The organism is Halomonas sp. Y3 (genome assembly GCF_024137965.1).
Taxonomy (GTDB): domain Bacteria; phylum Pseudomonadota; class Gammaproteobacteria; order Pseudomonadales; family Halomonadaceae; genus Halomonas; species Halomonas mongoliensis.
Genome location: NZ_CP099975.1, coordinates 3,852,986 through 3,874,495, shown reverse-complemented (window position 1 = coordinate 3,874,495; position 21,510 = coordinate 3,852,986). Strand labels below are relative to the sequence as shown.

18 protein-coding genes are annotated in these 21,510 nt (G+C 62.8%); 12 read left to right on the top strand and 6 right to left on the bottom strand.

Features of this window, described 5'->3' with window-relative positions; all coding sequences use genetic code 11:
• Positions 1 to 46 precede the first annotated feature (46 nt).
• From NHL60_RS18345 to NHL60_RS18325, 5 genes are all read left to right on the top strand, one after another.
• Positions 47 to 1,390: an aspartate aminotransferase family protein gene (locus tag NHL60_RS18345; protein WP_253446801.1), complete on the top strand. Its 1,344-nt coding sequence runs from the start codon at positions 47 to 49 to the stop codon at positions 1,388 to 1,390.
• A gap of 55 nt (positions 1,391 to 1,445) precedes the next feature.
• A complete protein-coding gene (locus NHL60_RS18340) occupies positions 1,446 to 2,936 on the top strand; it encodes a CoA-acylating methylmalonate-semialdehyde dehydrogenase (protein ID WP_253446799.1) in 1,491 nt (496 codons plus the stop codon).
• A gap of 75 nt (positions 2,937 to 3,011) precedes the next feature.
• Positions 3,012 to 4,028 carry a TRAP transporter substrate-binding protein DctP gene (gene dctP, locus NHL60_RS18335; RefSeq protein ID WP_253446797.1) on the top strand — a complete coding sequence of 339 codons (1,017 nt, stop codon included), beginning with the start codon at positions 3,012 to 3,014 and terminating at the stop codon, positions 4,026 to 4,028.
• Between the two features lie 44 nt (positions 4,029 to 4,072).
• Positions 4,073 to 4,684, top strand: coding sequence for a TRAP transporter small permease (locus NHL60_RS18330; RefSeq protein ID WP_253446795.1), 612 nt, complete (start codon positions 4,073 to 4,075; stop codon positions 4,682 to 4,684).
• An 11-nt stretch (positions 4,685 to 4,695) separates the two neighbouring features.
• The gene (locus NHL60_RS18325) at positions 4,696 to 6,000 is read left to right on the top strand and encodes a TRAP transporter large permease (protein WP_253446793.1); all 1,305 of its coding nucleotides are present in this window, start codon (positions 4,696 to 4,698) and stop codon (positions 5,998 to 6,000) included.
• Positions 6,001 to 6,697: 697 nt separating this feature from the next.
• On the opposite strand, the gene NHL60_RS18320 is transcribed toward NHL60_RS18325, so the two are convergent.
• The 5 genes from NHL60_RS18320 to NHL60_RS18300 are packed head-to-tail and all read right to left on the bottom strand — an operon-like array spanning position 6,698 to position 12,095.
• A complete protein-coding gene (locus NHL60_RS18320; protein WP_253446791.1) occupies positions 6,698 to 8,113 on the bottom strand; it encodes an amidase in 1,416 nt (471 codons plus the stop codon).
• 6 nt (positions 8,114 to 8,119) lie between these two features.
• Positions 8,120 to 9,397: a Zn-dependent hydrolase gene (locus tag NHL60_RS18315; protein WP_253446789.1), complete on the bottom strand. Its 1,278-nt coding sequence runs from the start codon at positions 9,395 to 9,397 to the stop codon at positions 8,120 to 8,122.
• Positions 9,398 to 9,446: 49 nt separating this feature from the next.
• Positions 9,447 to 10,265, bottom strand: coding sequence for a FadR/GntR family transcriptional regulator (locus NHL60_RS18310; protein WP_253446787.1), 819 nt, complete (start codon positions 10,263 to 10,265; stop codon positions 9,447 to 9,449).
• Positions 10,266 to 10,316: 51 nt separating this feature from the next.
• Positions 10,317 to 11,843: a sodium:solute symporter family protein gene (locus NHL60_RS18305; RefSeq protein ID WP_253446786.1), complete on the bottom strand. Its 1,527-nt coding sequence runs from the start codon at positions 11,841 to 11,843 to the stop codon at positions 10,317 to 10,319.
• A 12-nt stretch (positions 11,844 to 11,855) separates the two neighbouring features.
• Positions 11,856 to 12,095 carry a hypothetical protein gene (locus tag NHL60_RS18300; RefSeq protein WP_253446784.1) on the bottom strand — a complete coding sequence of 80 codons (240 nt, stop codon included), beginning with the start codon at positions 12,093 to 12,095 and terminating at the stop codon, positions 11,856 to 11,858.
• A 310-nt stretch (positions 12,096 to 12,405) separates the two neighbouring features.
• On the opposite strand from NHL60_RS18300, the gene NHL60_RS18295 reads away from it, so the two are divergent.
• The 7 genes from NHL60_RS18295 to NHL60_RS18265 all read left to right on the top strand — a co-directional run bounded on the left by NHL60_RS18295 (position 12,406) and on the right by NHL60_RS18265 (position 20,631).
• Entirely contained in the window at positions 12,406 to 13,986 is a 1,581-nt protein-coding gene (locus NHL60_RS18295; protein ID WP_253446782.1) for an ABC transporter substrate-binding protein, read from the top strand.
• A 62-nt stretch (positions 13,987 to 14,048) separates the two neighbouring features.
• Positions 14,049 to 15,029: an ABC transporter permease gene (locus NHL60_RS18290; protein ID WP_253446780.1), complete on the top strand. Its 981-nt coding sequence runs from the start codon at positions 14,049 to 14,051 to the stop codon at positions 15,027 to 15,029.
• On the top strand, positions 15,026 to 16,003 hold the full coding sequence (locus tag NHL60_RS18285; RefSeq protein WP_253446779.1) for an ABC transporter permease: 978 nt from the start codon (positions 15,026 to 15,028) through the stop codon (positions 16,001 to 16,003). The genes NHL60_RS18290 and NHL60_RS18285 overlap by 4 nt, the downstream gene beginning before the upstream one ends.
• The gene (locus NHL60_RS18280) at positions 15,978 to 17,090 is read left to right on the top strand and encodes an ABC transporter ATP-binding protein (protein WP_253446778.1); all 1,113 of its coding nucleotides are present in this window, start codon (positions 15,978 to 15,980) and stop codon (positions 17,088 to 17,090) included. Before NHL60_RS18285 ends, NHL60_RS18280 begins: the two co-directional genes overlap by 26 nt.
• Positions 17,087 to 18,130, top strand: a complete 1,044-nt coding sequence (locus NHL60_RS18275) for an ABC transporter ATP-binding protein (RefSeq protein ID WP_253446777.1) — start codon at positions 17,087 to 17,089, stop codon at positions 18,128 to 18,130. The genes NHL60_RS18280 and NHL60_RS18275 overlap by 4 nt, the downstream gene beginning before the upstream one ends.
• 157 nt (positions 18,131 to 18,287) lie before the next feature.
• Positions 18,288 to 19,643 (top strand): serine hydrolase, encoded by a 1,356-nt coding sequence (locus tag NHL60_RS18270; protein WP_253446776.1) that lies wholly within the window; start codon positions 18,288 to 18,290, stop codon positions 19,641 to 19,643.
• A 112-nt stretch (positions 19,644 to 19,755) separates the two neighbouring features.
• On the top strand, positions 19,756 to 20,631 hold the full coding sequence (locus tag NHL60_RS18265) for a DMT family transporter (protein WP_253446775.1): 876 nt from the start codon (positions 19,756 to 19,758) through the stop codon (positions 20,629 to 20,631).
• Here NHL60_RS18265 and NHL60_RS18260 read toward each other — a convergent pair.
• Positions 20,626 to 21,498, bottom strand: a complete 873-nt coding sequence (locus NHL60_RS18260) for a metal ABC transporter permease (RefSeq protein WP_253452294.1) — start codon at positions 21,496 to 21,498, stop codon at positions 20,626 to 20,628. The two genes, NHL60_RS18265 and NHL60_RS18260, sit on opposite strands and share 6 nt — an antisense overlap.
• Between the last annotated feature and the right edge of the window lie 12 nt (positions 21,499 to 21,510).

Below are 21,510 nucleotides of genomic sequence, written 5' to 3'. Positions count from 1 at the left end.
CTCTTGATATCTGCCGGCGATACCTACAGTCAGGGAGGCTAACGCCATGACCGCACAGCAGTTTCGTCACGCCGCCGGTTTGAGTTCCGAGCAGCTGGACGCCTACTGGATGCCCTATACCGGCAACCGGCAGTTCAAGCGCGACCCGCGCATCATCGTCGAGGCCCAGGGCAGCTACCTGATCGATGCCGATGGGCGTCGGATCTTCGACGGCCTGTCGGGCCTCTGGACCTGCGGCGCCGGCCACTCGCGGCCGGAGATCGCCGACGCCGTCAGCCGCCAGCTGCGCGAGCTGGACTATGCGCCGGCCTTCCAGTTCGGCCACCCCAAGGCCTTCGAGCTGGCCCATCGCCTGCGTGAGCTGACGCCGGAAGGGCTGGACCACGCCTTCTTTACGGGCTCCGGCTCCGAGAGCGCTGATACTTCCCTGAAGATCGCCCGTGCCTACTGGCGCAAGAAGGGCAAGCCCACCAAGACCAAGTTGATCGGTCGCGCCAAGGGCTATCATGGGGTCAACTTCGGCGGTATCAGCCTGGGCGGCATCGGCGCCAACCGCGCCCTGTTCGGCCAGGGCGTGGACGCCGACCACCTGCCCCACACCCTGATGGCCGAGAACGCCTTCACCCGCGGTATGCCCGAGCGCGGCGCAGAGAAGGCCGAAGAGCTGCTGGAGCTGATCGCCCTGCACGATGCTTCCAACATCGCCGCCGTGATCGTCGAGCCCCTGGCCGGCTCCGCCGGGGTAATCCCGCCGCCAGTCGGCTACCTGCAGCGGCTGCGCGAGATCTGCGATCAGCACGACATCCTGCTGATCTTCGACGAGGTGATCACCGCCTTCGGGCGCATGGGCGCCATGACCGGCGCCGAGGCGTTCGGCGTGGTCCCCGACATGATGAACTTTGCCAAGCAGCTGACCAACGGCGCGGTACCCATGGGCGGGGTGATGGTTAAGGGCGAGATCTACCAGACCTTCATGGAACAGGGCGGTCCCGATTACATGCTCGAGCTGCCCCACGGCTACACCTACTCCGGCCACCCGGTGGCCTGTGCCGCGGCCCTGGCCTCCCTCGACATCCTGGAGCAGGAGAAACTCATCGAGCGCGTCCAGCAGGTGAGCCCGCTCTTCGAGGAGGCGCTGCACGGCCTCAAGGGCACGCGCTATATCAGCGATATTCGCAACTACGGCCTCGCCGGGGCGTTGACCATCGAGTCCTACCCCGGTGAGCCGGCCCGCCGCCCCTTCGAGATCGCCATGAAGTGCTGGGAGAAGGGTTTCTATGTTCGCTACGGCGGCGACACCATTCAACTCGGCCTGCCCTTTATCGTTGAGAATGAGGAGATCGATCGGATCGTCAATGTCCTGGGCGACGCCATCGGCGAGCTGGCTTGAATATTTCTCACGACGGAACCTTCCCACAACAACGCAACAGCAAAAGAGGTAATCCATGACAGCACTCGGCCACCTGATCAACGGCGCTCGCGTCGATCGCCAAGAGCGCAGCCAGGATCTTTACAACCCCTCCACTGGTGAGGTGAAGGGCCAAGTCAGCCTGGCCGCCAAGGCAACCGTTGAAGAGGCCATTGCCGCTGCTCAGGCGGCCTTTCCGGCCTGGCGCGACACGCCGCCGGCCAAGCGGGCTCGGGTGATGTTCCGCTTCAAGCAGCTGCTCGAGGAGCATGCCGATGAGATCGTGCGCCTGGTCGGTGAAGAGCACGGCAAGATCGTTCACGATGCCCAGGGCGAACTGGCCCGCGGTATCGAAAACGTGGAGTACGCCTGCGGGGCTCCCGAGCTGCTCAAGGGCGAGCACAGCAAGAACACCGGGCCCGGCATCGACTCCTGGAGCGAGTTCCAGCCGCTGGGCGTGGTGGCCGGCATCACCCCCTTCAACTTCCCCGCCATGGTGCCGCTATGGATGTACCCCATGGCGATCGCCTGCGGTAACACCTTCGTGCTCAAGCCCTCCGAGCGTGACCCCACCTCGGCGCTGTTTATCGCCGAGCTGGCGCTGGAGGCGGGGTTACCTGCCGGCGTGCTCAACGTAGTCAACGGCGACAAGGAGGCCGTGGATACCCTGCTCGACGATCCCCGGGTCCAGGCGGTCAGCTTCGTTGGCTCCACGCCCATTGCCGAGTACATCTACTCCCGGGCCAGCGCCAACGGCAAGCGCTGCCAGGCCCTGGGTGGTGCCAAGAACCACGCCATCGTCATGCCCGATGCCGACATGGACAATGTGGTCAGCTCCCTGAACGGGGCCGCCTTTGGCTCCTCTGGCGAGCGCTGCATGGCGCTCTCGGTGGCGGTGGCGGTGGGCGACGAGGCCGCCGACGCCCTGATCGCCAAGATGCAGGAGCAGATGGCCTCCCTCAAGGTAGGTCCCTGCCACGATGCCGGGAACGACTTCGGCCCGGTGATCACCAAGGCCCACCAGGAGAAGGTGTGTGGCTACATCGATAGCGCCGAGCAGCAGGGCGCCACCATCGTGGTGGATGGTCGCGGCGTGCAGGTCTCCGGCCATGAAGGGGGCTTCTATGTAGGGGGTACCCTCATCGACCGTGTGACCCCCGAGATGACCTGCTACCAGGAGGAGATCTTCGGCCCGGTGCTGCTGGTGATGCGGGTGGACACCATGGAGGAGGCCATGCGGCTGATCGACGAGCATGAGTACGGCAACGGCACCTGCATCTATACCCGGGACGGCGAGGCGGCGCGCTACTTCAGCGATCGCATTCAGGTGGGTATGGTCGGCATCAACGTGCCGCTGCCGGTGCCGGTCTCCTACCACAGCTTCGGCGGCTGGAAGCGCTCGCTGTTCGGCGATCTGTCCGCCTATGGCCCCGACTCGGTGCGCTTCTATACCCGGCGCAAGACCATCACCCAGCGCTGGCCCTCGGCCGGCGTGCGCGAGGGGGCGCAGTTCTCTTTTCCATCTTGACATGCTGAAAAAGAAAAATAATCATTAGAGATGATTGATTTGCTTACTATAACAATGGCTAAAAAAGGAAGAGAAATGAAAACCAAATTCAAGCATAAAAAACTTCGTCTTGCCATTTCAATTTCAGCAATTATGGGAGCTTCATTTGCTGTTAGTGTTCAGGCAAATGAAAGATTCATATTCGCCCATGCAATGCCTAGCGACCACGTATTTCATTCGATATCAGAACGTTTTATCGAGCAACTAGAAGAGAGTGAAAATCTCAGTGTTGCCTATCATCCGGGGGGTGACCTAGGCGACTGGACCTCCCTCTTTGAGCAGTCAATGCAGGGCGTAGTGCCTATGTCAATCACTTGGGGAGCTTCCGAGTTTGACCAACGACTCGACCTCTCCTGGCTTGGTTATGTAGTCTCAAATTGGGAAGATGCACGTGAAGTTTATGGCCCCGGCGGCGAAATGCTGGAAGTGTATAATGAGATTTTCCATGACCTTGACCTGCATGCCATTGGTATCATTCCGACAGATTTTGGATCATTGGTTATTCGCAAAGGCGTAGGAAAAACACCTGTTAACTTCCCGGAAGATGGCCAGAATCTAAAGACCAGAGTACCACCGGTACCTATCGCCATTGATCGATTTAATAGTCTAGGTTTCGCCTCAGTCCCGATTCCTTTATCAGAAGTTTACACTGCCTTGCAGCTTGGCACTGTTGATGCACGCGCTTTCTCTACAGCAGTGGAAACTTATCAACAACGCGATGTATTGGAAACCAACGTGCTCACCAATGACTACTTTGAAACTGCCTTCTGGTTAGTCAACAAGGACTGGTGGGATGGCCTCTCTGCAGAAAATCGCGATTTTCTGCAGGATGCTGCTGATAATACCGTGCTGTGGTCTTGGGACAAGGCCGAAAGCCTAAGTAATGACTTTATTGACAAAGTGCGCGAATCTGGCATTAACGTGGTTGAGCTCAGTGACGAACAAATCGACGCAGCTGCGAAGATTGTGCATGAGACGGAGTGGCCGGTAATGGAGGAGCTCGTCGGCCCGGAGATCATGTCTAAGTTGAGGCAGGCAGCCGGTATCGAATAAGCACAGAGGCCCGCTCATGCGGGCCTTTTCCTATGGAGGACGTGATGCCTATACAAGACAAGAATCACGGCTCAGAAGAGGGACATCAGAAGAGTTCACGGCCAGAAGTCATTGCCGTCCCTGATTTTCCTGTGGGCCCCATCTACTCAGCGTTCCTCAAGCTCGAGGCTGCCTATGCTTGGCTGCTCAAAAGTTCACTTGCAGTCTTCAGCATTCTGCTGGGTGGATTGATGTTCAGCCAAGTACTGATGCGTTACCTCTTCAACTCGCCTTTTCTTGGCATTGAGGAGATCGCCTTATTGCTCGGCGCTTGGGTTTATTTTCCCGCCTTCGCCTACGCAACCCGCCAAGGAGAGCATATTCGAGGTGGAATATTAGAACTAGCAGTAAAGTCCCCCGCTCGCATACAGATGGTTAACCTCTGCATGTCGATTATTAGCATAGGCGTGTGCGCAGTATTCGGATACTTTGCCATCAAATACGCAATGTTCGACTTCGACCGTGGACGCCTCAGCTCATACATGCGCTGGCCAAGATGGCTTTGGTCCAGCTCGCTAATCGTCGGCTTTGCTGGCGCGTTGTTGGCGCTGGTCATGCAAAGCATCAATCAGTTTCTGGAACTTCGCCGTCTTAAAAACCAACAACACCAACACTAAGAGAGGACACGATGCTGATCTTTTCCCTTGCGATCGGGATCATAGTAGCGCTTTTGCTTCTGGGTATGCCGATCGCTTTTGCCTTCGGGCTCGGCGCGTTGATATACCTTCTTGCCACTGGCTCCGACATCTCCTTTCTAATCCCTTACGCATTCCAGACCACAACCAGCTTTGCTTTGCTGGCCCTTCCGCTCTTTATACTAGCCGGCATGGTGATGGCCCAGGCCGGAATTTCTAACCACCTGCTCAACTTCATCAACGCCTTCGTCGGCCGAATCAAGGGCGGCCTAGGGGCAGTGACGGTGATTACCTGTGCACTATTTGGGGCCATTTCCGGCTCTTCTTCGGCTGCCATCGCGGCGATCGGTCAAATCATGATTCCGCGTATGGTGCATGAAGGTTACCCGGTGGGGCATGCTACTTCGCTCGTTGCTTGTTCATCAGTCCTAGCATTATTAATCCCACCCTCGGTGCCGATGATAGTCTTCGCCGTGACTGGTGGACTCTCTGTAAGCGCAGCTTTTCTTTCAACAGTAATCCCTGGCGTTCTTTTGATGATAATCTACGTGGGGCTGAACTTCTTCTTTTTGCGCAACAACCCAAATATTGAGGTCGACGAGAGGCTGCCACTCCGGGAGGCAAGCCTCAAGGTGCTTAAAAGTGGCCGTAATGCAAGCTGGGCACTGCTAATGCCGGTGATCATCCTCGGCACCATCTATGGTGGGATAGCCACTCCCACCGAAGCTGCAGCCATTGCCTTAGTTTATGCGACCTTCGCTGGCTTCGCCCTCTACCGAACTTTGAGTTACAGGGCATTCTGGAAGGGGTTGATACAAGCCGCCGTAACCATTGGCTCAATTATAGCCGTGCTCTTCTTTTTGTTCATGATGAGCCGTGCGATGATTCTGCAACAGGTACCCACACAGGTCACCACTTTCCTTCTTGGTCTCTCCGACAATCCAGTGGTCATCCTGCTTCTGATAAACCTAGTATTGTTGCTGATTGGCATGATTGTGGACGACATCTCTGGCAGCATTCTTGCTGCGATAGTGTTACTCCCCTTGGCTACTGCGATTGGCGTACACCCAATCCATTTCGCAGCAATCGTTGGCGTGAACTTGGGACTAGGTAATGTCTCACCACCCTGCGCACCTATGCTCTATATGGCAGCTGGCGTGAGTAAAATTTCGCTGGACAAGTACTTTGGAATAACCATGAAATTTCTTCTTCTAGGCCATCTTCCAATGGTAATGATTGTCACCTTTATTCCAGAGCTATCACTCGCACTGCCTAGGTGGCTCCTTGGCATTGCCTAATTTTTAACCTGCCCAGAAATAGTGGGCGCTGTAGTGATTAAATGTTTGTTTCATCGCACTTTTCGGGAGGCGCGGCACGGATATTCAGGAAGAAGGAGGACGTGTCGCGGCACCTATAAATCATCCGACTGACAACCTTGGTACCCCTGCCCATGCTCTTCATGATGCTGATGATCAGCTGGTGGCGAGTGCTGGGAAAGATCATTAAGCTCGTCTTGTTCAGGATCTTTGTCGCTGTGTAGTTCACCCCTAGGGTGGTCCGCCTGACTTAGAAAGACAAAGGCATAATTGTTTTGTTTGCAATGTCGCGGTACTGTGGTGTTAGTCAAGATGGGAACACTGAAGGCCAAAGGGTGCTGCTGAAAAAAAGCCTAAGTCAAGTGAAAGTGACTGCTTGTGGGGGTGTCTTTTGAACCTTGGGAGATTGTGCGCCGATAGGTGTTCTAGAATATTGAGCTGGACTACAGCCGGCAGCGCCGGAATATAGAGATTGGGATGATCAGCCCAGAGGCTTTCGAGGCCCGAATGATCGCTTATCTCGATGTCCATAAGTGTTGGATAAAATTAGCTGAAGGAGTGCCTGCTGCTGATAATAAGGTTATTTAGGATGGCCGTGTGCTAGGTTATATGGTAGAAGGCATATAGTATTAACGGACACCAAGTGGTGCCCGTTAAGACTCTTTGAAAATAAAAGATGCTAGCTGGGAGCCGGGGGGGAATACCTAGGGAGGTGGGCTTCAAGTAACTGCGCTACATGAAGGACTTTGAGGTCTTGGAATCGAGGTCCCACGACATGAAGGCCGACCGGCAAGCCTTGGGCATCCAGGCCGCAGGGCAGCGAGGCTGCCGGCTGTTGCGTCAGGTTGAAGGGGTAGCTGAAGGGTGTCCAGTCCATCCATTCACGATAATGACCACCTGGTGGAACGTTATGCCCCGCCTCGAACGGGGCAATGGGCATGGTGGGCGTTACCAGCAGGTCATAGCGCTCATGGAACCCCTGCATCTTCGCGATGAGTTGCTCCCTGGTGCGGCAAGCGGTGAGGTAGTCGCGCAATGGAATCGCGGCACCTCGCCGGGCAATAGCCAGAAAGTCCGGATCCAGCAATGACTGCTGGGCACTATCCAGGCGCTCCAGTACCTGGCTCGCGCCGGCAAACCAGAGGGTATTGAAGACCTCCAGTGGAGAGTCGAAACCTGGATCCACCTCCTCGATCGTGGCGCCCAGCGCTTGCAGCGCTTCCACGGCTTCCCTGACGCGGGCCGCAATGTCCGGTGCGACATCCACATAGCCCAAGTCGGGGCTGAAGGCGATTCTCCATCCTGCCAGAGAGTCGGGAGGCGGGCTCAGCCAGTCATCGGCGCGCGGGTTGCCGAGATAGCCGTCTCGGGTATCGGGTTGAGCCATGACACTGAGCATCAGAGCGCTGTCGGCGGCGGTGCGGGTCATCGGGCCCAGGTGCGAGAGCAGGCTCATTGCGCTTGCCGGCCACTGAGGCACCCATCCAAAAGTGGGCTTGATGCCGAAGGTGCCGGTGAAGCTGCAGGGGATGCGAATCGAGCCGCCAGCGTCGCTGCCCTGGTGGAGCAGACCGAGGTTCAGCGCTGCCGCTGCCGCAGCGCCGCCCGAGGAGCCGCCTGGCGTCAGGCGGTGATCCCAGGGGTTGCGGGTGACACCGTGAAGGGGGTTGTCTGTCACGCCCTTCCAGCCAAACTCGGGCGAAGTGGTCTTGCCGATAATCACCGCGCCGGCTTCACGTAGGTGGCCGCTGACCGGGGCATCGGCTTCCCAGGGGCCGTCAGGACTGCTGGTCGCTGAACCGAATCGGGTCGGCATGCCAGCCGTCAGCGTCAGATCCTTGATGGTGGTGGGGATGCCGTCGAGAGGGCCGCTGGGCGTACCGGCCTGCCAGCGTGCCTCGGAAGCGCGCGCGGCGGCTAGTGCGCCCACTTCGTCTACATGGGCGAAAGCGTTGACGGCGGGGTTGTCACGACGGATGCGCGCCAGGCAGTCCTGGGTCAGCTCCACCGGCGAAAGTTCTCGGTGGCGAAACAAGCTGAGCGCCTCAACGGCGCTCAGGTCGGCGAGTTGTGTCGGAAGGGCGGTCATGGTCATGGCATATCACTCCACGGCTTCGCCTGCGATTCCGGCCTGCTCCAGCATGGCGTGAAGCAGCACGTTGCAGCCGTCATTCAAGTCGCTCGCCTTGGCATTCTCGATTTCGTTGTGACTGATGCCGTTTTCGCAGGGGACGAAGATCATGCCAGCCTGGGTGACACGCCCCATGAAGATGGCATCGTGACCGGCACCGCTGACGATATCCATGTGCGAACAGCCGATGGCTTCGGCAGCACGACGTACCGCCCCCACGCAGCTCTCGGCAAAGTGCTCCGGTAAGAAATCCGCCGTAGGCGTCAGCTCGAACGCCAAACCATGGCGTTGGCTCGTCTCCTGGATCACCTGGTGGAGCTCTTCGGCCATGGCGGTGAGTGTCTCGCTCTCGAAGTGGCGCAGGTCAATCGTCATCATTACCTGGCCGGGTATGACGTTGCGCGAGCCTGGGTGCAGGTTGACGACCCCGACCGTGCCACGGCCGTGGGGCTGATGCGCGTTGGCAATGCGGTTGACCGCTTGGGTAATCTCGGCTGCCCCGACCATCGCATCACGGCGCAGCGGCATCGGGGTCGGGCCAGCATGGGCCTCCAGCCCGGTCAGGGTAAGGTCAAACCACTTCTGGCCCAGGGCCCCCACGACGACCCCGACGGTATTGCCGGTGTCTTCCAGAAGCGGCCCTTGCTCGATATGACACTCGAAATATGCCTTGATATGGTCAGGAGTGACGCAGTCTTCCCCTCGGTAGCCAATGGCCTCAAGGGCGTCACCGGCGCTGATATTCTCGGCATCGGTGCGGGCCAGCATCTCCTCCAATGCTAGCTGGCCGGTGAAGGCCCCGGAGCCCATCATGCAGGGCGCGAAACGGCACCCCTCTTCATTACTCCAGGCGACGACCTCTATGGGGGCTCGTGTTCGGATATCATGCTGATTCAGGGTGCGAATTACTTCCAAGCCGGCCAGCACTCCGTAAACGCCGTCGAACTTGCCGCCGGTGGGCTGGCTGTCGAGGTGGCTGCCGGTCATGATGGCTGGACTGTCGGACTCCTGGCCTTCGCGGCGAGCGAAGATATTGCCAATGGCATCGATCCGGATGGTGCACCCCTCGGCGCGGCACCACTCGATAAACAGGTCTCGTGACAGGCGGTCAAGGTCGGTGAAGGCCTGGCGGTTCACGCCCCCCTTTGGGGTGGCGCCAATCTTGGCCATTTCCATGAGTGCCTGCCAGAGGCGCTCACGGTCGGTACGTAGCTCGGTAGTGGGGCGCAGAACGTTAGCAATGGTCATAGGTCGCCTCTTTGTGATTGTGTGATAGGCACGGCTTGTTGCGCTGTGCTCAGCGAGCTTGCTTGATAAGTTGCAGCAGTGGTGAGCCTTGCTCTGCGTCGAACAAGGTTTCCTGGGAGATCAGCATCTGGTCGGCCATTTCGGCCTCCAGAGCGGACATATGGGCCTCGGCATCCCGCATGTGCTCGTCCATCAGCTGGCGCACCCGCTCCTTGTCCTCATTGCGGTACGCCTCGACCAGCTCGCGGTGGTAGCGGTGGTTGGCCTCGTCGAACTGCTTGCGCTCCGGTATATAGGCCTTCTTGACGACCACCAGGTCGCGGAGCATGTCGTTGAGAAAACGACACATGAAGGCGAGCAGTGGGTTGGGGCAGGCCTTGGCCAGCAGGTTGTGAAACTCCAGCTCGAGAAAGCGCTGGCGCCGCTGATCTTCCTCGCTTGGGTGGTGGCATTCGCAGGCGTCGATATTGGCGGCAAGGCTCTCCAGCGCCTCGGGACTTAGCTTCCCCACGACGGAGACCGCCAGCTCCACCTCCAGCAGGCGACGCAGCTGATAGACCTGGTGGCCATCTAATGAGCGAAAGTGCAGGAAGTTGCGCAGCATGCGGCTGGCTGGCTCCATGCTCGGGGTGTGTAAGATCGCCCCGCCGCCCGGCCCCGTTTTCAGAGTCACTAGCCCTTCGACCTCCAGGATCTTCAGGGCTTCGCGCACCGTACCTTTGGCACAGCCGTAGAGTTCCATGAGGGTCTTTTCATTGGGAAGGCGATCGCCTTCGGTCATTCCCTCGGTCGCGATCCAGCGCTTGATGTCGTCGCTGATCAGTTCAGCCAGCTTCTGTCGACGACGCGGTATCGGGGTCTGGACCATGGATGGTTCCTTGTAAAAATGGGGCCTGCCGAGCAGGCCCCTTGAGATATATCAGCGTGCCGTAGCCGCCTCGCCAACAGGCTGAGAGGCGCCCTCCAGACGCTCCGGGTGATATTCAGCATCGTACTCTTGACGAGCCAGGGCAAAGCGCTCGACCACTTCGTGATCCTTCCGCTTGAGCACCAGGCTCAGGCCAACGAAGAGCCCACCGTTGAGTAGCAGCCCCCAGATGCCGGCATGCAGTCCCAGCGGGTTACTGACGGTAGGGCCATAGGTAAGCACCAGCACACAGAGTACGCCGGTCAGCAGGCCCCAGAAGGCTGCCATCGGATGGGCGCGACGCCAGGTGATGGCACCGATAGTTGGCACAATCAGCTGGGCGGTGCCCGCCAGGGCGGCGATGCCGATGGTCACCAGCAGGCCAGGCACGGTCAGTGCCAGGATATAGGCGGCCAAGGAGAAGGCGACCAGGGAAAGGCGGCCGATGGTCACGATGCGCGCCTGACTCGCTTTGCGGTTCACATAGCGCTGGTAGATATCCATGGTCACCACAGTTGAGACCGCATGGATCTGCGAGTTGGCGGTTGACATGGCAGCGGCAGCACCGGCAGCCATGATCAGGGAGGCGAGCAGATATGGTGCATAGTTCATCAGCATGACTGGCAGGATCTGGTCTGCATTTTCCAGGCCAGGTTCGAGCAGCACACCGGTATAGCCGGTCAGCACGGAGCCGAAGTAGGCGAAGGCCGCCAGCCCCAGCAGGAAGGGCATCAGATTGAACAGGCGCCCACTCTTCACTGAGTACATGCGCAGCCAGATCTGCGGGCCCATAAAAGCGCCGATTGCCACGATCACGAACAACGAGAACCACATGCTGTAGCCCATGTTGCCGTTGGGTCCCGGCATGGTCAGGTGGTCGGGTGAGCTCTGCTGAAGCTGAGCGAAAAGGGCAGCCGGACCACCCACCTGCTGCGATATGTAGTAGCCGGCATACATCATGCCGAAGAACAGCAGCGCGCCGTAGATCACATCGGTCCAGGCGATCGCTCGTATACCACCAATCCACACGTAAACGATGATGATGAAGTAGAAGAGCAGGGCTGCCAGCCAGAAGGGAATAGCGCCACCGGAAGCCACCTCGATCAGGTAGGCGCCGCCGGTCAGCTGGATCTGCAGATAGGGCACTGTAAACACCAGAGTGATCAAGACGACCAGAATGCGCAGTGCCTCGCTGTTATAGAAATCGCCCATCAGGTCGGATGGGGTCAGATAGTTGAAGCGCTTGCCCAGGAACCAGACGCGCTTACCCACCCAGTAGTACATGAAACCAAACAGTAGATTCCAAGCGAGTGCAGTCAGATAGACAGGGCCGCTGGTATAGAACGTTGCGTTCGAGCCCAGAAAGGCAAAGGCGCTCCACCAGGTGGCTGCCACTGTGAAGAAGACGGCGACGCTGCCCATCGCTCGACCTTGAACGAAGAAATCCTCGCTGGTGCCTTGAGACTTCCTGGCGGAGACCACCCCTACTAGCAGAGGAATGATCATGAACGCTGCGATGATAAAGATGCTACCGGTCATGGTGCGGCCTCCTTAACGGTTGCGCTGGGGAGCAGGCACACTGCTGCTTCCCCAATTCGTCAGGTAGGCCAGCAGGAACAGGCCGGTGAGGAAGGCCCACCAGCCGAGGTTCCAGACAAACAGGAACGGTGCTCCCATGATCATGGGGTCGATCTTGTTGGCGATCATAATCATCGGGCTTTCGAGCATCACGAAGCCCAACAGCATGCCGCCGTATATGGCAAGTTTACGTGGAGGAAGGGTCTTTCTCATCTTACATCCCCTTGTTTTGGTTGGTGGGGCGGTAATCCCTCACGGCCGATGCCGCAGGAGGGGGTACTGGTGCTGGCGCTAAGGCAATTATTGTATTTATACGTACAAATACAGGTTTAGACCTCTGGGTTGCCCCTGTCAAGCTGCTCAAGACGGTAAGCGGGCGGAATGGGGGTGTTGGCGCCATCGAGAGCTGAGCGGGGCGGCGCTGAAAGCGTTGACGGCCGGCGCCTCCATTTCTCGTCTACGTTATGGGAGAAACCCTTGATAGGGCATTCGCCCCTCAAACGCTTGAACGAGGAACAACAAGATGTTCAGGAAGACACTGCTCGTTTCCGCCATGGCGGCCGCCATGGTCGCCTCCGCTGCCCATGCCGAGACCCTGCGCTGGACGCGCTCCGCCGACGGCCTGACCCTCGACCCCCACTCCCAGAACGAGGGACCGACCCACGCGCTGAACCATCAAATCTTCGACGTGCTGATCTATCAGGACATGGACGTGGAGTACCAGCCGGGCCTGGCCACCGACTGGTATGTCCACGAGGAGGACCCCCACGTCTGGGTGTTCGAGATCCGCGAGGGGGTGACCTTCCACGAGGGCCAGGCGTTGACCGCCGATGACGTGGTCTTCTCGCTGAACCGGGCGCGCCACGAGCACGCCGACATGCGCGGCCTGCTTACCTCCATCAAGGAGGTGCGGGCCGCGGATGACCATACGGTGCACGTGGAGACCCACGACCCCAATCCGCTGCTGCCCAACAACCTCACCAACCTCTTCATCATGAGCCGCGAGTGGGCCGAGGAGCACGGCGTCGAGGAGCCGCAGAACTATGCCGCCGGCGAGGAGACCTTTGCGGTGCGCAATGCCAACGGCACCGGGCCCTTCCGAGTGGTGAGCCGTGAGCCCGACGTGCGTACCGTGCTCGAGCGCAACGACGACTACTGGGGCATCGACCACTACCCCATGGAGATCTCCGAGCTGATCTTCACCCCCATCGAGTCGGCGGCGACCCGGGTGGCGGCGCTGCTCTCCGGGGAGGTGGATCTGCTTCAGGAGACCCCGGTGCAGGATATCGAGCGCCTGGCCAACGCCCCGGGCCTGAAGAACGAGCAGGGGGCGGAGAACCGCACCATCTTCCTGGGCATGGACCTGGGCGCCATGGAGCTGCGCGCCAGCGATGCCGAGGGCAACCCCTTCGCCGATCGCCGCGTGCGCGAGGCCATCGATCTTGCCGTGGATCAGAACACCATCCAGGTGGCGGTAATGCGCGGCAACGCCCAGCCCGCCGGGATGATCGCGCCCCCCTTCGTCAACGGCTACTCCGAGGAGCTCGATGTGGTGCTGCCGGCCGACGCCGGTCGCGCCCAGCAGCTGATGGAGGAGGCGGGCTACGGCGAAGGCTTCCGGGTCACTCTGCACTGCCCCAACGACCGCTACGTCAACGACGAGCAGATCTGCCAGGCGGTGGTCAGCATGCTGGCGCGCATCGGCATCACCGTGGACCTGGTGGCCCAGACCCGCTCGCTGCACTTCGCCGAGCTGGCCCGGGAGGAGTACGACTTCTACATGCTGGGCTGGGGCGTGCCCACCATGGACTCCGAGTATGTCTTCAACTACCTCTACCACACCAAGGCGGGGGAGCGGGGCAGCTGGAACTTCACCGGCTACTCCGACGAGCGGGTCGACGAGCTGACCGTGGCCATGGGTCAGGAGACCGACGAGGAGGCGCGCAACGCCATGATCGAGGAGGCGTGGCAGATCGTGCACGACGATATCGTCTATATCCCGATCCACCACCAGATGCTCACCTGGTCGATGCGCGACGATATCGACTTCCAGGTGCAGAGCGAGAACACCCCCCACTTCAAGTACCTGAAGTTCAACCGCTGATCGTGACCGTGCCCGCTCCCCGGCGGCCATCCGCGGCCGGGGGGCGATGACGTGGAGACCCCATGCTAGCCTTCCTGATCCAGCGCGTGCTGCAGGCCATCTTCGTGATGTTCGTGGTCGCGCTCATCTCCTTCTCGCTGTTCCACTACGTCGGCGACCCGGTGCTCAACATGCTCGGCCAGGAGGCCACCGAGGCCGACCGGGCCGCCCTGCGCGCCCAGCTGGGTCTCGACCAGCCGGTGGTGGTGCAGTTCTGGCAGTTCGTCGTCAATGCTGCCCAGTTCGAGTTCGGCATCTCCTACCGTTCGGCGCGGCCGGTCACCGACCTGATCATGGAGCGCCTGCCGGCGACCCTGGAGCTCGCCATCATCTCGGCGATCTTCGCCGTGGTCATGGGCATCGTGCTCGGCATCTATACCGCCATCCAGCGGGGCAGCTGGCTGTCGAAGTTCATCATGACCGCCTCGCTGATCGGGGTGTCCTTGCCCACCTTCCTGATCGGCATCCTGCTGATCTACCTCTTCGCCGTGGAGCTGGGCTGGCTGCCCGCCTTCGGCCGCGGCCAGACGGTGCGCCTGGGCGACTGGTGGACCACCGGCCTGCTTACGACCAGCGGCCTGCGCTCGCTGATCCTGCCGGCGATCACCCTGGGGCTCTTCCAGCTCACCCTGATCATGCGCCTGGTGCGCGCCGAGATGCTCGAGGTGCTGCGTACCGACTACATCAAGTTTGCCCGGGCCCGAGGGCTCTCGAAGCGGGTGGTCAACCTGCGCCATGCGCTGAAGAACACCCTGATCCCGGTGATCACCATCATCGGCCTGCAGCTTGGCACCATCATCGCCTTCGCCATCATCACCGAGACGGTGTTCCAGTGGCCCGGGGTGGGGGCGCTATTCATCACCGCGGTGCGCTTCGTGGACATCCCGGTGATGGCCGCCTACCTGATGATGATTGCCCTGGTGTTCGTGGTCATCAACCTGGTGGTCGACCTGCTCTACTACGCCGTGGACCCGCGCCTGCGCGTGCAGGGAGGTGCCAAATGAGCCAGCAGCCCAAGCCCTCTGAGAGCGCGGCCGTCGCGGCGCCCATTGCCCCGAAGAGGCCGAGCCGGCTACGCACCTTCCTGGACAGCGATATCGTCTACTCCTGGCAGCGCCAGCCGGTGGTGATACTGGCCACCCTGGTCACCCTGACGATGTTCGCCGGCGCCCTGTTCGCCCCCTGGATCGCCCCCCAGAACCCCTTCGACCCGCGCCAGCTGGAGCTGATCGACGCCTTCACGCCGCCGCTGACCACCTCGGACTTCACCGGCAACTTCTACCTGCTGGGCAGCGACAGCCAGGGCCGCGACGTCTTCTCGGCGATTCTCTACGGCTCGCGCATCTCGCTGCTGGTGGGCTTCGCCGCGGTGCTCTTCGCCCTGGCGCTGGGCACGGCGCTGGGCCTGATGGCCGGCTTCCGCGGCGGCTGGCGCGATGCCCTGATCATGCGCATCGCCGACGTCCAGCTCACCTTCCCGTCGATCCTGATGGCCCTGCTGATCTTCGGCGTGATCCGCGGCTTCCTGCCGCGCTCCATGCACGCCGAGGTGGCGATCATCGTGCTGATCATCGCCATCGGCCTCTCCGACTGGGTGCAGTACGCCCGAGCGGTACGCGGGGCGACCATGGTGGAGAAGGGCAAGGAGTACGTGCAGGCGGCACGGGTGATCGGCCTGCCGGATCACCGCATCCTCTTCCAGCACATCCTGCCCAACGTGCTGCGCCCGGTGCTGGTGATCGGCACCATTGGCCTGGCGCTCGCCATCATCGCCGAGGCGACGCTCTCCTTCCTGGGGGTCGGCATGCCGGCCACCCAGCCGAGCCTGGGGACCCTGATACGGGTCGGTCAGGACTACATGTTCTCGGGAGAGTGGTGGATCCTGCTCTTCCCCGGGGTGGCGCTGCTGCTGCTGGCGCTCTCCGTCAACCTGCTGGGAGACTGGTTGCGTGATGTCCTCAACCCCAAGCTCCGCTGAACCGGGCGCCGTCGAGCAAGCGCCAGACGACCGCAACGCCGCGGCGGCGAGCCACCCGCCCGACGGCGGGCGCGAGCCGGTGCTCTGTGTGCGCCACCTGCGGGTGGAGTTCCCCACCCGCCACGCCACCCTGGTGGCCCTGGACGACGTCTCCTTCGATATCGCCCCGGGCGAGGTGCTCGGCGTGGTGGGCGAGTCCGGTGCCGGCAAGTCGATGACCGGCAACGCCGTGATTCGCCTGCTGGAGCCGCCGGGCCATATCGCCGGCGGCGAGGTGCGCCTCGCGGGGCGACGCATCGACGACCTCGCCGAGGAGGACTTCGTGCCCCTGCGCGGTCGCCATATCGGCATGATCTTCCAGGACCCGCTCACCAGCCTCAATCCGCTCTTCTCCATCGGCGACCAGCTGGTGGAGACCATTCGCGCCCACCTGCCCATGAATGAGAAGCAGGCCCGGGAGCGAGCCCTGGCGCTGCTCCGCGAGGTGGGCATTCCCGCCCCCGAGACCCGGCTGGACAGCTACCCGCACCAGTTCTCCGGCGGCATGCGCCAGCGGGTGGTGATCGCCCTGGCGCTGGCCGCGGAACCGGAGCTGATCATCGCCGACGAGCCCACCACGGCGCTGGATGTCTCGGTGCAGGCGCAGATCCTGGCGCTGCTCAAGCGGGTCTGCGCCGAGCGCGGCGCGGCGGTGATGCTGGTGACCCATGACATGGGGGTGATCGCCGAGACCGCGGATCGCGTCGCCGTGATGTATGCGGGGCGGCTGATCGAGATCGGCCCGGTGAACGAGGTGATTCGACGGCCGCAGCACCCCTACAGCGAGGGGCTGATGGCCTCCATCCCGGGCCTCGCCGAGCGCCGCGAGCGGCTCTACCAGATCGAGGGCGCCATGCCGCGTCTGGCGGCGATTCCCGCGGGCTGCGCCTTCAACCCGCGCTGCCCCCACGCCGCCGAGCGCTGCCGCACCGAGCGCCCGGAGCTGCTGCCCGCCGGCGCCGGCCAGGCGGCCTGCTGGCTGCACGACCCGGAGAACCCCGTGGCGCGCCGTGAGGCGCCGCAAGACACGCAGGAGGCGACCCGATGAGCCCGACGCAGCCCGTTCAGGCGGGGTCGAACCGCAGCGAGGTGCTGCTGGAGGCCAGCGACCTGGCGCGCCACTTCGACGTCTCCAAGCCCTGGCTCAACCGGGTGCTGGAGCGTACCGATAAGCTGACGCTCAAGGCCGTGGACGGGGTGAGCTTCACCATCCGCCGCGGCGAGACCCTCGCCCTGGTGGGGGAGTCAGGCTGCGGCAAGTCTACGGTGGCCCGGCTGATCGTCGGGCTCTACGGCCTGACCCGCGGCCGGCTGGTCTTCGACGGCCAGGAGATCAGCGACCTGGCCCGGCGTTCCGGCCGCCGGTCGGCGGCGATCCGCCAGCGCTTCCAGATGATCTTCCAGGACCCCTACGCCAGCCTCAACCCGCTGTGGCGGGTGGGCACCATCATCGGCGAGCCGCTGCGCTTCTTCCGCCCCGAGATGAGCAGCGTCGACCGGCGCCGCCGGGTGGGCGAGCTGCTCGAGCAGGTGGGCATGTCGGCGGCGGACGCCAACCGCTACCCCCACGAGTTCTCCGGCGGTCAGCGCCAGCGCATCTCCATCGCTCGAGCGCTCGCCAACGAGCCGGAGTTCATGGTCTGCGACGAGCCCACCTCGGCGCTGGATGTCTCGGTGCAGGCCCAGATCCTCAACCTGATGAAGGACCTGCAGCAGGAGTACGGACTCACCTACCTCTTCATCAGCCACGACATGGCGGTGGTCAAGCACATGGCCGACCGCATTGCGGTGATGTACCTGGGGCGCATCGCCGAGATCGCCCCGTCGGATCAGCTCTTCGCCACCCCGCACCACCCCTACTCGCGGATGCTGCTGGCGGCGGTGCCGTCATTGGAGGGGGAGGGGCGCGAACGCACCGTCATCCAGGGGGAGGTGCCCAACCCCGTGCATCCGCCTTCGGGCTGCGCCTTCCATCCGCGCTGCCACCATGCCAATGAGCGCTGCAAGGCCGAGGTGCCGGCGCTGATCGCCAGAAGCGATGGCAGCGAGGTGGCCTGCCACGCCGTGGAGGAGGGGCGTCTCGACTGATCCCGGAGCAGGAGAAATGTGAAAGCGCCGGAAACCGCTGCTTTCCCGGCCTGGCGGCCTGTACAGCGGCCGATTCCGGTTCATAATGAAGGGGAAAGCGGGCCCTGCAGGGGGCACCGAGGGGACTTCAGAGGGAACGCATATGGTGACCGCAGCCATGACCAGACTTCGCGGCCGGCTCGTCGGCGTGATCACGCTGCTGGCGTGCCTGGCCATCGTGATGTCCAGCACGGCCCAGGCCAACCCGCGCTACGCCGCCATCGTGGTGGACGTGGAGAGCGGCGAGGTACTGCACGCCGCCAACGCCGACGAGACGCGCTATCCGGCGTCGCTGACCAAGATGATGACGCTCTACCTGCTCTTCGAGGAGCTGGAGAAGGGGGCCATGCGCCTCAACCAGCCGCTGCCGGTATCGGCCCAGGCCGAGGCGATGCCTGCCTCCAAGCTGTGGCTCAAGCGTGGCTCCACCATCACCGTGGAGGAGGCGATCCTGGCGCTGGTGGTGCGCTCCGCCAACGACGTGGCCGTGGTGGTGGCCGAGGCCCTGGGCGGCAGCGAGCGCCAGTTCGGCCAGATGATGACCGCCAAGGCGCGGGAGCTGGGCATGCGCCATACCGTGTTCCGCAACGCCTCCGGCCTGCCCGACAACGGCCAGACCACCACGGCCCGGGACATGGCGACCCTCTCCATCCGCCTGATGCAGGACTTCCCCCAGTACTACCACTACTTCTCCCGGCAGAGCTTCACCTACCGCGGCACCACCCACAACAGCCACAACCGGCTGGTGCGTAACTATCCCGGCGCCGACGGCATGAAGACCGGCTTTATCCGTGCCTCCGGCTTCAACGTGGCCACCTCGGCGGTGCGCGACGGTCGCCGCCTGGTGTCGGTGGTCATGGGGGGCTTCACCGCGGCTTCCCGGGATACCCATATGGCCGACCTGCTCGATCGCGGCTTCGTGCGCGCCTCCCTCTATGGTCGCGGCGACTGGGTCGCCCAGGCCGATTTCTCCGGTGACCGCATGGGCATCGACGGCATGCCGGCCGCTGCACCGGTACAGTCGCCGTCACCGGCCGCGCCGGCGCGGGAGCCGGAGGTGCAGCTGGCAAGCCTGCAGGTGCCTGAGCCGCTGCCCCCGGCCAGCGCCGGCTCGCCACAGGCCGCCCAGGGGTCGGCCAACGACCCCATTCGCGAGCTGATCGCGCGCAGCGAGCCGGCGCCCGTCCGCAGCGACACCCAGCACCGCCTGGAGCCGGTCGGCGCCAGCGGCAGCTGGGGCGTCCAGGTCGGTGCCTTCGCTAGCCACGACAACGCCCGCAGCCTGGCCAGCCGCGCCGCCGACCGGCTCAGCCGGGACCTGCTGCAGGCGAGGGTGGATATCGACGAGGTGGCCGGGGCGCAGACCATCTTCCGCGCCCGGCTGGTCAACCTCGACGAGAACCAGGCCTACCGCGCCTGCCGCAGCCTCGCCCAGGAGGGAATGGACTGCATGGTGATCAACGCCGCGCGCTGACCCTTGCCGGACTGCAACGGCCCCGCTAGCCTCTTCCATGGTGACCACCCCGCCGCCCGTCCGGGCCGGCGGGGTGGTGCTTTTGGGTCAGGGGCAGGACCAGGGAGGAAAGATGTCGGCATCGTTCAAAGGAATCGGCTTCATGTGCCTGGGCGTGCTCTGCCTGGCCATGGGCGACGCCATCGCCAAGTGGCTCGGCGAGGTGCACTCGCCGCTGCAGATCATCTTCTTTCGTACCCTGGTCTCGCTGCCGCTGATCGCGCTGCTGGCCCATTTCGGCGGCGGCCTGCGCAAGCTGCGCACCCGGCGCCCCGGCGTGCACCTGCTGCGCGGGCTGACCTATACCGGCACCATGGTCTGCTTCGTGCTGGGGCTGACCCTCCTGCCCCTGGCCGAGGCCACCGCCATCGCCTTCGTGGCACCGCTCTTCGTCACCCTGCTCGCTGTTCCGCTGCTGGGGGAGCGCATCGAGGGGCCGGTGCTGGCGGCCTCCCTGGCGGGCTTTCTCGGCGTGCTGATCGTGGTGCGGCCGGGAGGTGAGGCCTTCCATCCCGGCTCCCTGGTGCTGGTGGGGGCGGCGTTCTTCTACGCCCTGATGCTGATCACCGCCCGGCGCTGGGGCAGCAGCGAACACCTCTGGGCCATGGTATTCCATATGACCCTGGTGCCCTTCGTGCTCACCGGCCTGGCGCTGCCCTGGGTGTGGCAGCCCCCCCAGGCCGGCCACTGGGTGGCCTTCTGCGCGGCCGGCATCCTCGGGGTCGGGGCCACGGCCTTCATCACCCTGGCCTTCCGCCATGCGCCGGCGGCCATCGCCGCCCCCTTCGACTACACCGCCATGCTCTGGGCGGTGCTGCTGGGGTGGTGGTTCTGGGGCGAGATGCCCGACCTCTGGGTCTTCGTGGGCAGCGTGCTGATCATCGGCAGCGGCCTGGCCATCGCCTACCGCGAGGGGCGGACGTCCCTGAAACGCCGCCCGACCTCATGAGGCCCTGAAGCGCCAGCGCCGCCAGTAGCGTGCCACCAGGCCGTGCCGAGGGCCTGCCAGCAGGGCGATCAGGAAGAGTCCCGAGGCCACCAGGACGATGGCGCCACCCGAGGCGACGTCCAGCCGCACCGAGAGCACCAAGCCAGCCACCGCCGAGGTGACGCCGACGGCGACCGAGATCGCCAGCATGGTGCCGAAGCGATCGGTCAGCAGGTGGGCCGTGGCGCCGGGGGTGATCAGCATGGCCACCACCAGGATGATGCCCACGGTCTCCAGGCTGGCGACGATGGTCAGGGTCAGCAGCAGGATCAGGCCGTAGTGGATGGCGCTGACGTTGAAGCCCAGTGCCTGGGCCTGCTGAGGGTCGAAGGTGTAGAGCAGCAGGGGGCGGAAGGCCAGCCAGATCGTCAGGACGGCCACCAGGCTGGCCAGCAGGGTCAATATCAGCGCCGGGGTCTGTACGCCCAGCACGTTGCCGAAGAGGATATGCATCAGGTGCGTGCTGGTGGTGATCTTGCTGATGATCACGATGCCCAGGGCAAAGGCGGCGGTGAACATCAGGCCCATGGCGGCATCCGACTTGATGCGGGTGTGGCGCTCGATGGCGCCGATGCCGAGCGACGTCAGGGCGCCGGTCACGAAGGCGCCGACGAAGAAGGGCCAGCCCAGCAGGTAGGCGATCGCCACGCCGGGCAGCACCGCATGGGAGATGGCGTCTCCCAGCAGCGACCAGCGCTTGAGCACCACGAAGCAGGAGAGCAGCCCGCAGGTGGCGCCCACCAGCACCGAGGTGAGCAGGGCACGCTGCATGAAGCGGTACTCGAAGGGGGCGGCGAGGCTGTCGGGCAGCAGGCCCACCACCATCATCAGCGCCGCCGT

Excerpts from the sequence above, each read along its gene's own strand:
- NHL60_RS18320 (WP_253446791.1), bottom strand. The coding sequence starts at position 8,113 with ATGACCATGACCGCCCTTCCGACACAACTCGCCGACCTGAGCGCCGTT.
- NHL60_RS18300 (WP_253446784.1), bottom strand. The coding sequence starts at position 12,095 with ATGAGAAAGACCCTTCCTCCACGTAAACTTGCCATATACGGCGGCATG.
- NHL60_RS18325 (WP_253446793.1), top strand. The coding sequence starts at position 4,696 with ATGCTGATCTTTTCCCTTGCGATCGGGATCATAGTAGCGCTTTTGCTT.
- NHL60_RS18295 (WP_253446782.1), top strand. The coding sequence starts at position 12,406 with ATGTTCAGGAAGACACTGCTCGTTTCCGCCATGGCGGCCGCCATGGTC.
- NHL60_RS18340 (WP_253446799.1), top strand. The coding sequence starts at position 1,446 with ATGACAGCACTCGGCCACCTGATCAACGGCGCTCGCGTCGATCGCCAA.
- NHL60_RS18280 (WP_253446778.1), top strand. The coding sequence starts at position 15,978 with ATGTCCTCAACCCCAAGCTCCGCTGAACCGGGCGCCGTCGAGCAAGCG.
- NHL60_RS18305 (WP_253446786.1), bottom strand. The coding sequence starts at position 11,843 with ATGACCGGTAGCATCTTTATCATCGCAGCGTTCATGATCATTCCTCTG.
- NHL60_RS18290 (WP_253446780.1), top strand. The coding sequence starts at position 14,049 with ATGCTAGCCTTCCTGATCCAGCGCGTGCTGCAGGCCATCTTCGTGATG.
- NHL60_RS18330 (WP_253446795.1), top strand. The coding sequence starts at position 4,073 with ATGCCTATACAAGACAAGAATCACGGCTCAGAAGAGGGACATCAGAAG.
- NHL60_RS18315 (WP_253446789.1), bottom strand. The coding sequence starts at position 9,397 with ATGACCATTGCTAACGTTCTGCGCCCCACTACCGAGCTACGTACCGAC.
- NHL60_RS18270 (WP_253446776.1), top strand. The coding sequence starts at position 18,288 with ATGACCAGACTTCGCGGCCGGCTCGTCGGCGTGATCACGCTGCTGGCG.
- NHL60_RS18260 (WP_253452294.1), bottom strand. The coding sequence starts at position 21,498 with ATGATGGTGGTGGGCCTGCTGCCCGACAGCCTCGCCGCCCCCTTCGAG.
- NHL60_RS18310 (WP_253446787.1), bottom strand. The coding sequence starts at position 10,265 with ATGGTCCAGACCCCGATACCGCGTCGTCGACAGAAGCTGGCTGAACTG.
- NHL60_RS18285 (WP_253446779.1), top strand. The coding sequence starts at position 15,026 with ATGAGCCAGCAGCCCAAGCCCTCTGAGAGCGCGGCCGTCGCGGCGCCC.
- NHL60_RS18275 (WP_253446777.1), top strand. The coding sequence starts at position 17,087 with ATGAGCCCGACGCAGCCCGTTCAGGCGGGGTCGAACCGCAGCGAGGTG.
- dctP (WP_253446797.1), top strand. The coding sequence starts at position 3,012 with ATGAAAACCAAATTCAAGCATAAAAAACTTCGTCTTGCCATTTCAATT.
- NHL60_RS18265 (WP_253446775.1), top strand. The coding sequence starts at position 19,756 with ATGTCGGCATCGTTCAAAGGAATCGGCTTCATGTGCCTGGGCGTGCTC.
- NHL60_RS18345 (WP_253446801.1), top strand. The coding sequence starts at position 47 with ATGACCGCACAGCAGTTTCGTCACGCCGCCGGTTTGAGTTCCGAGCAG.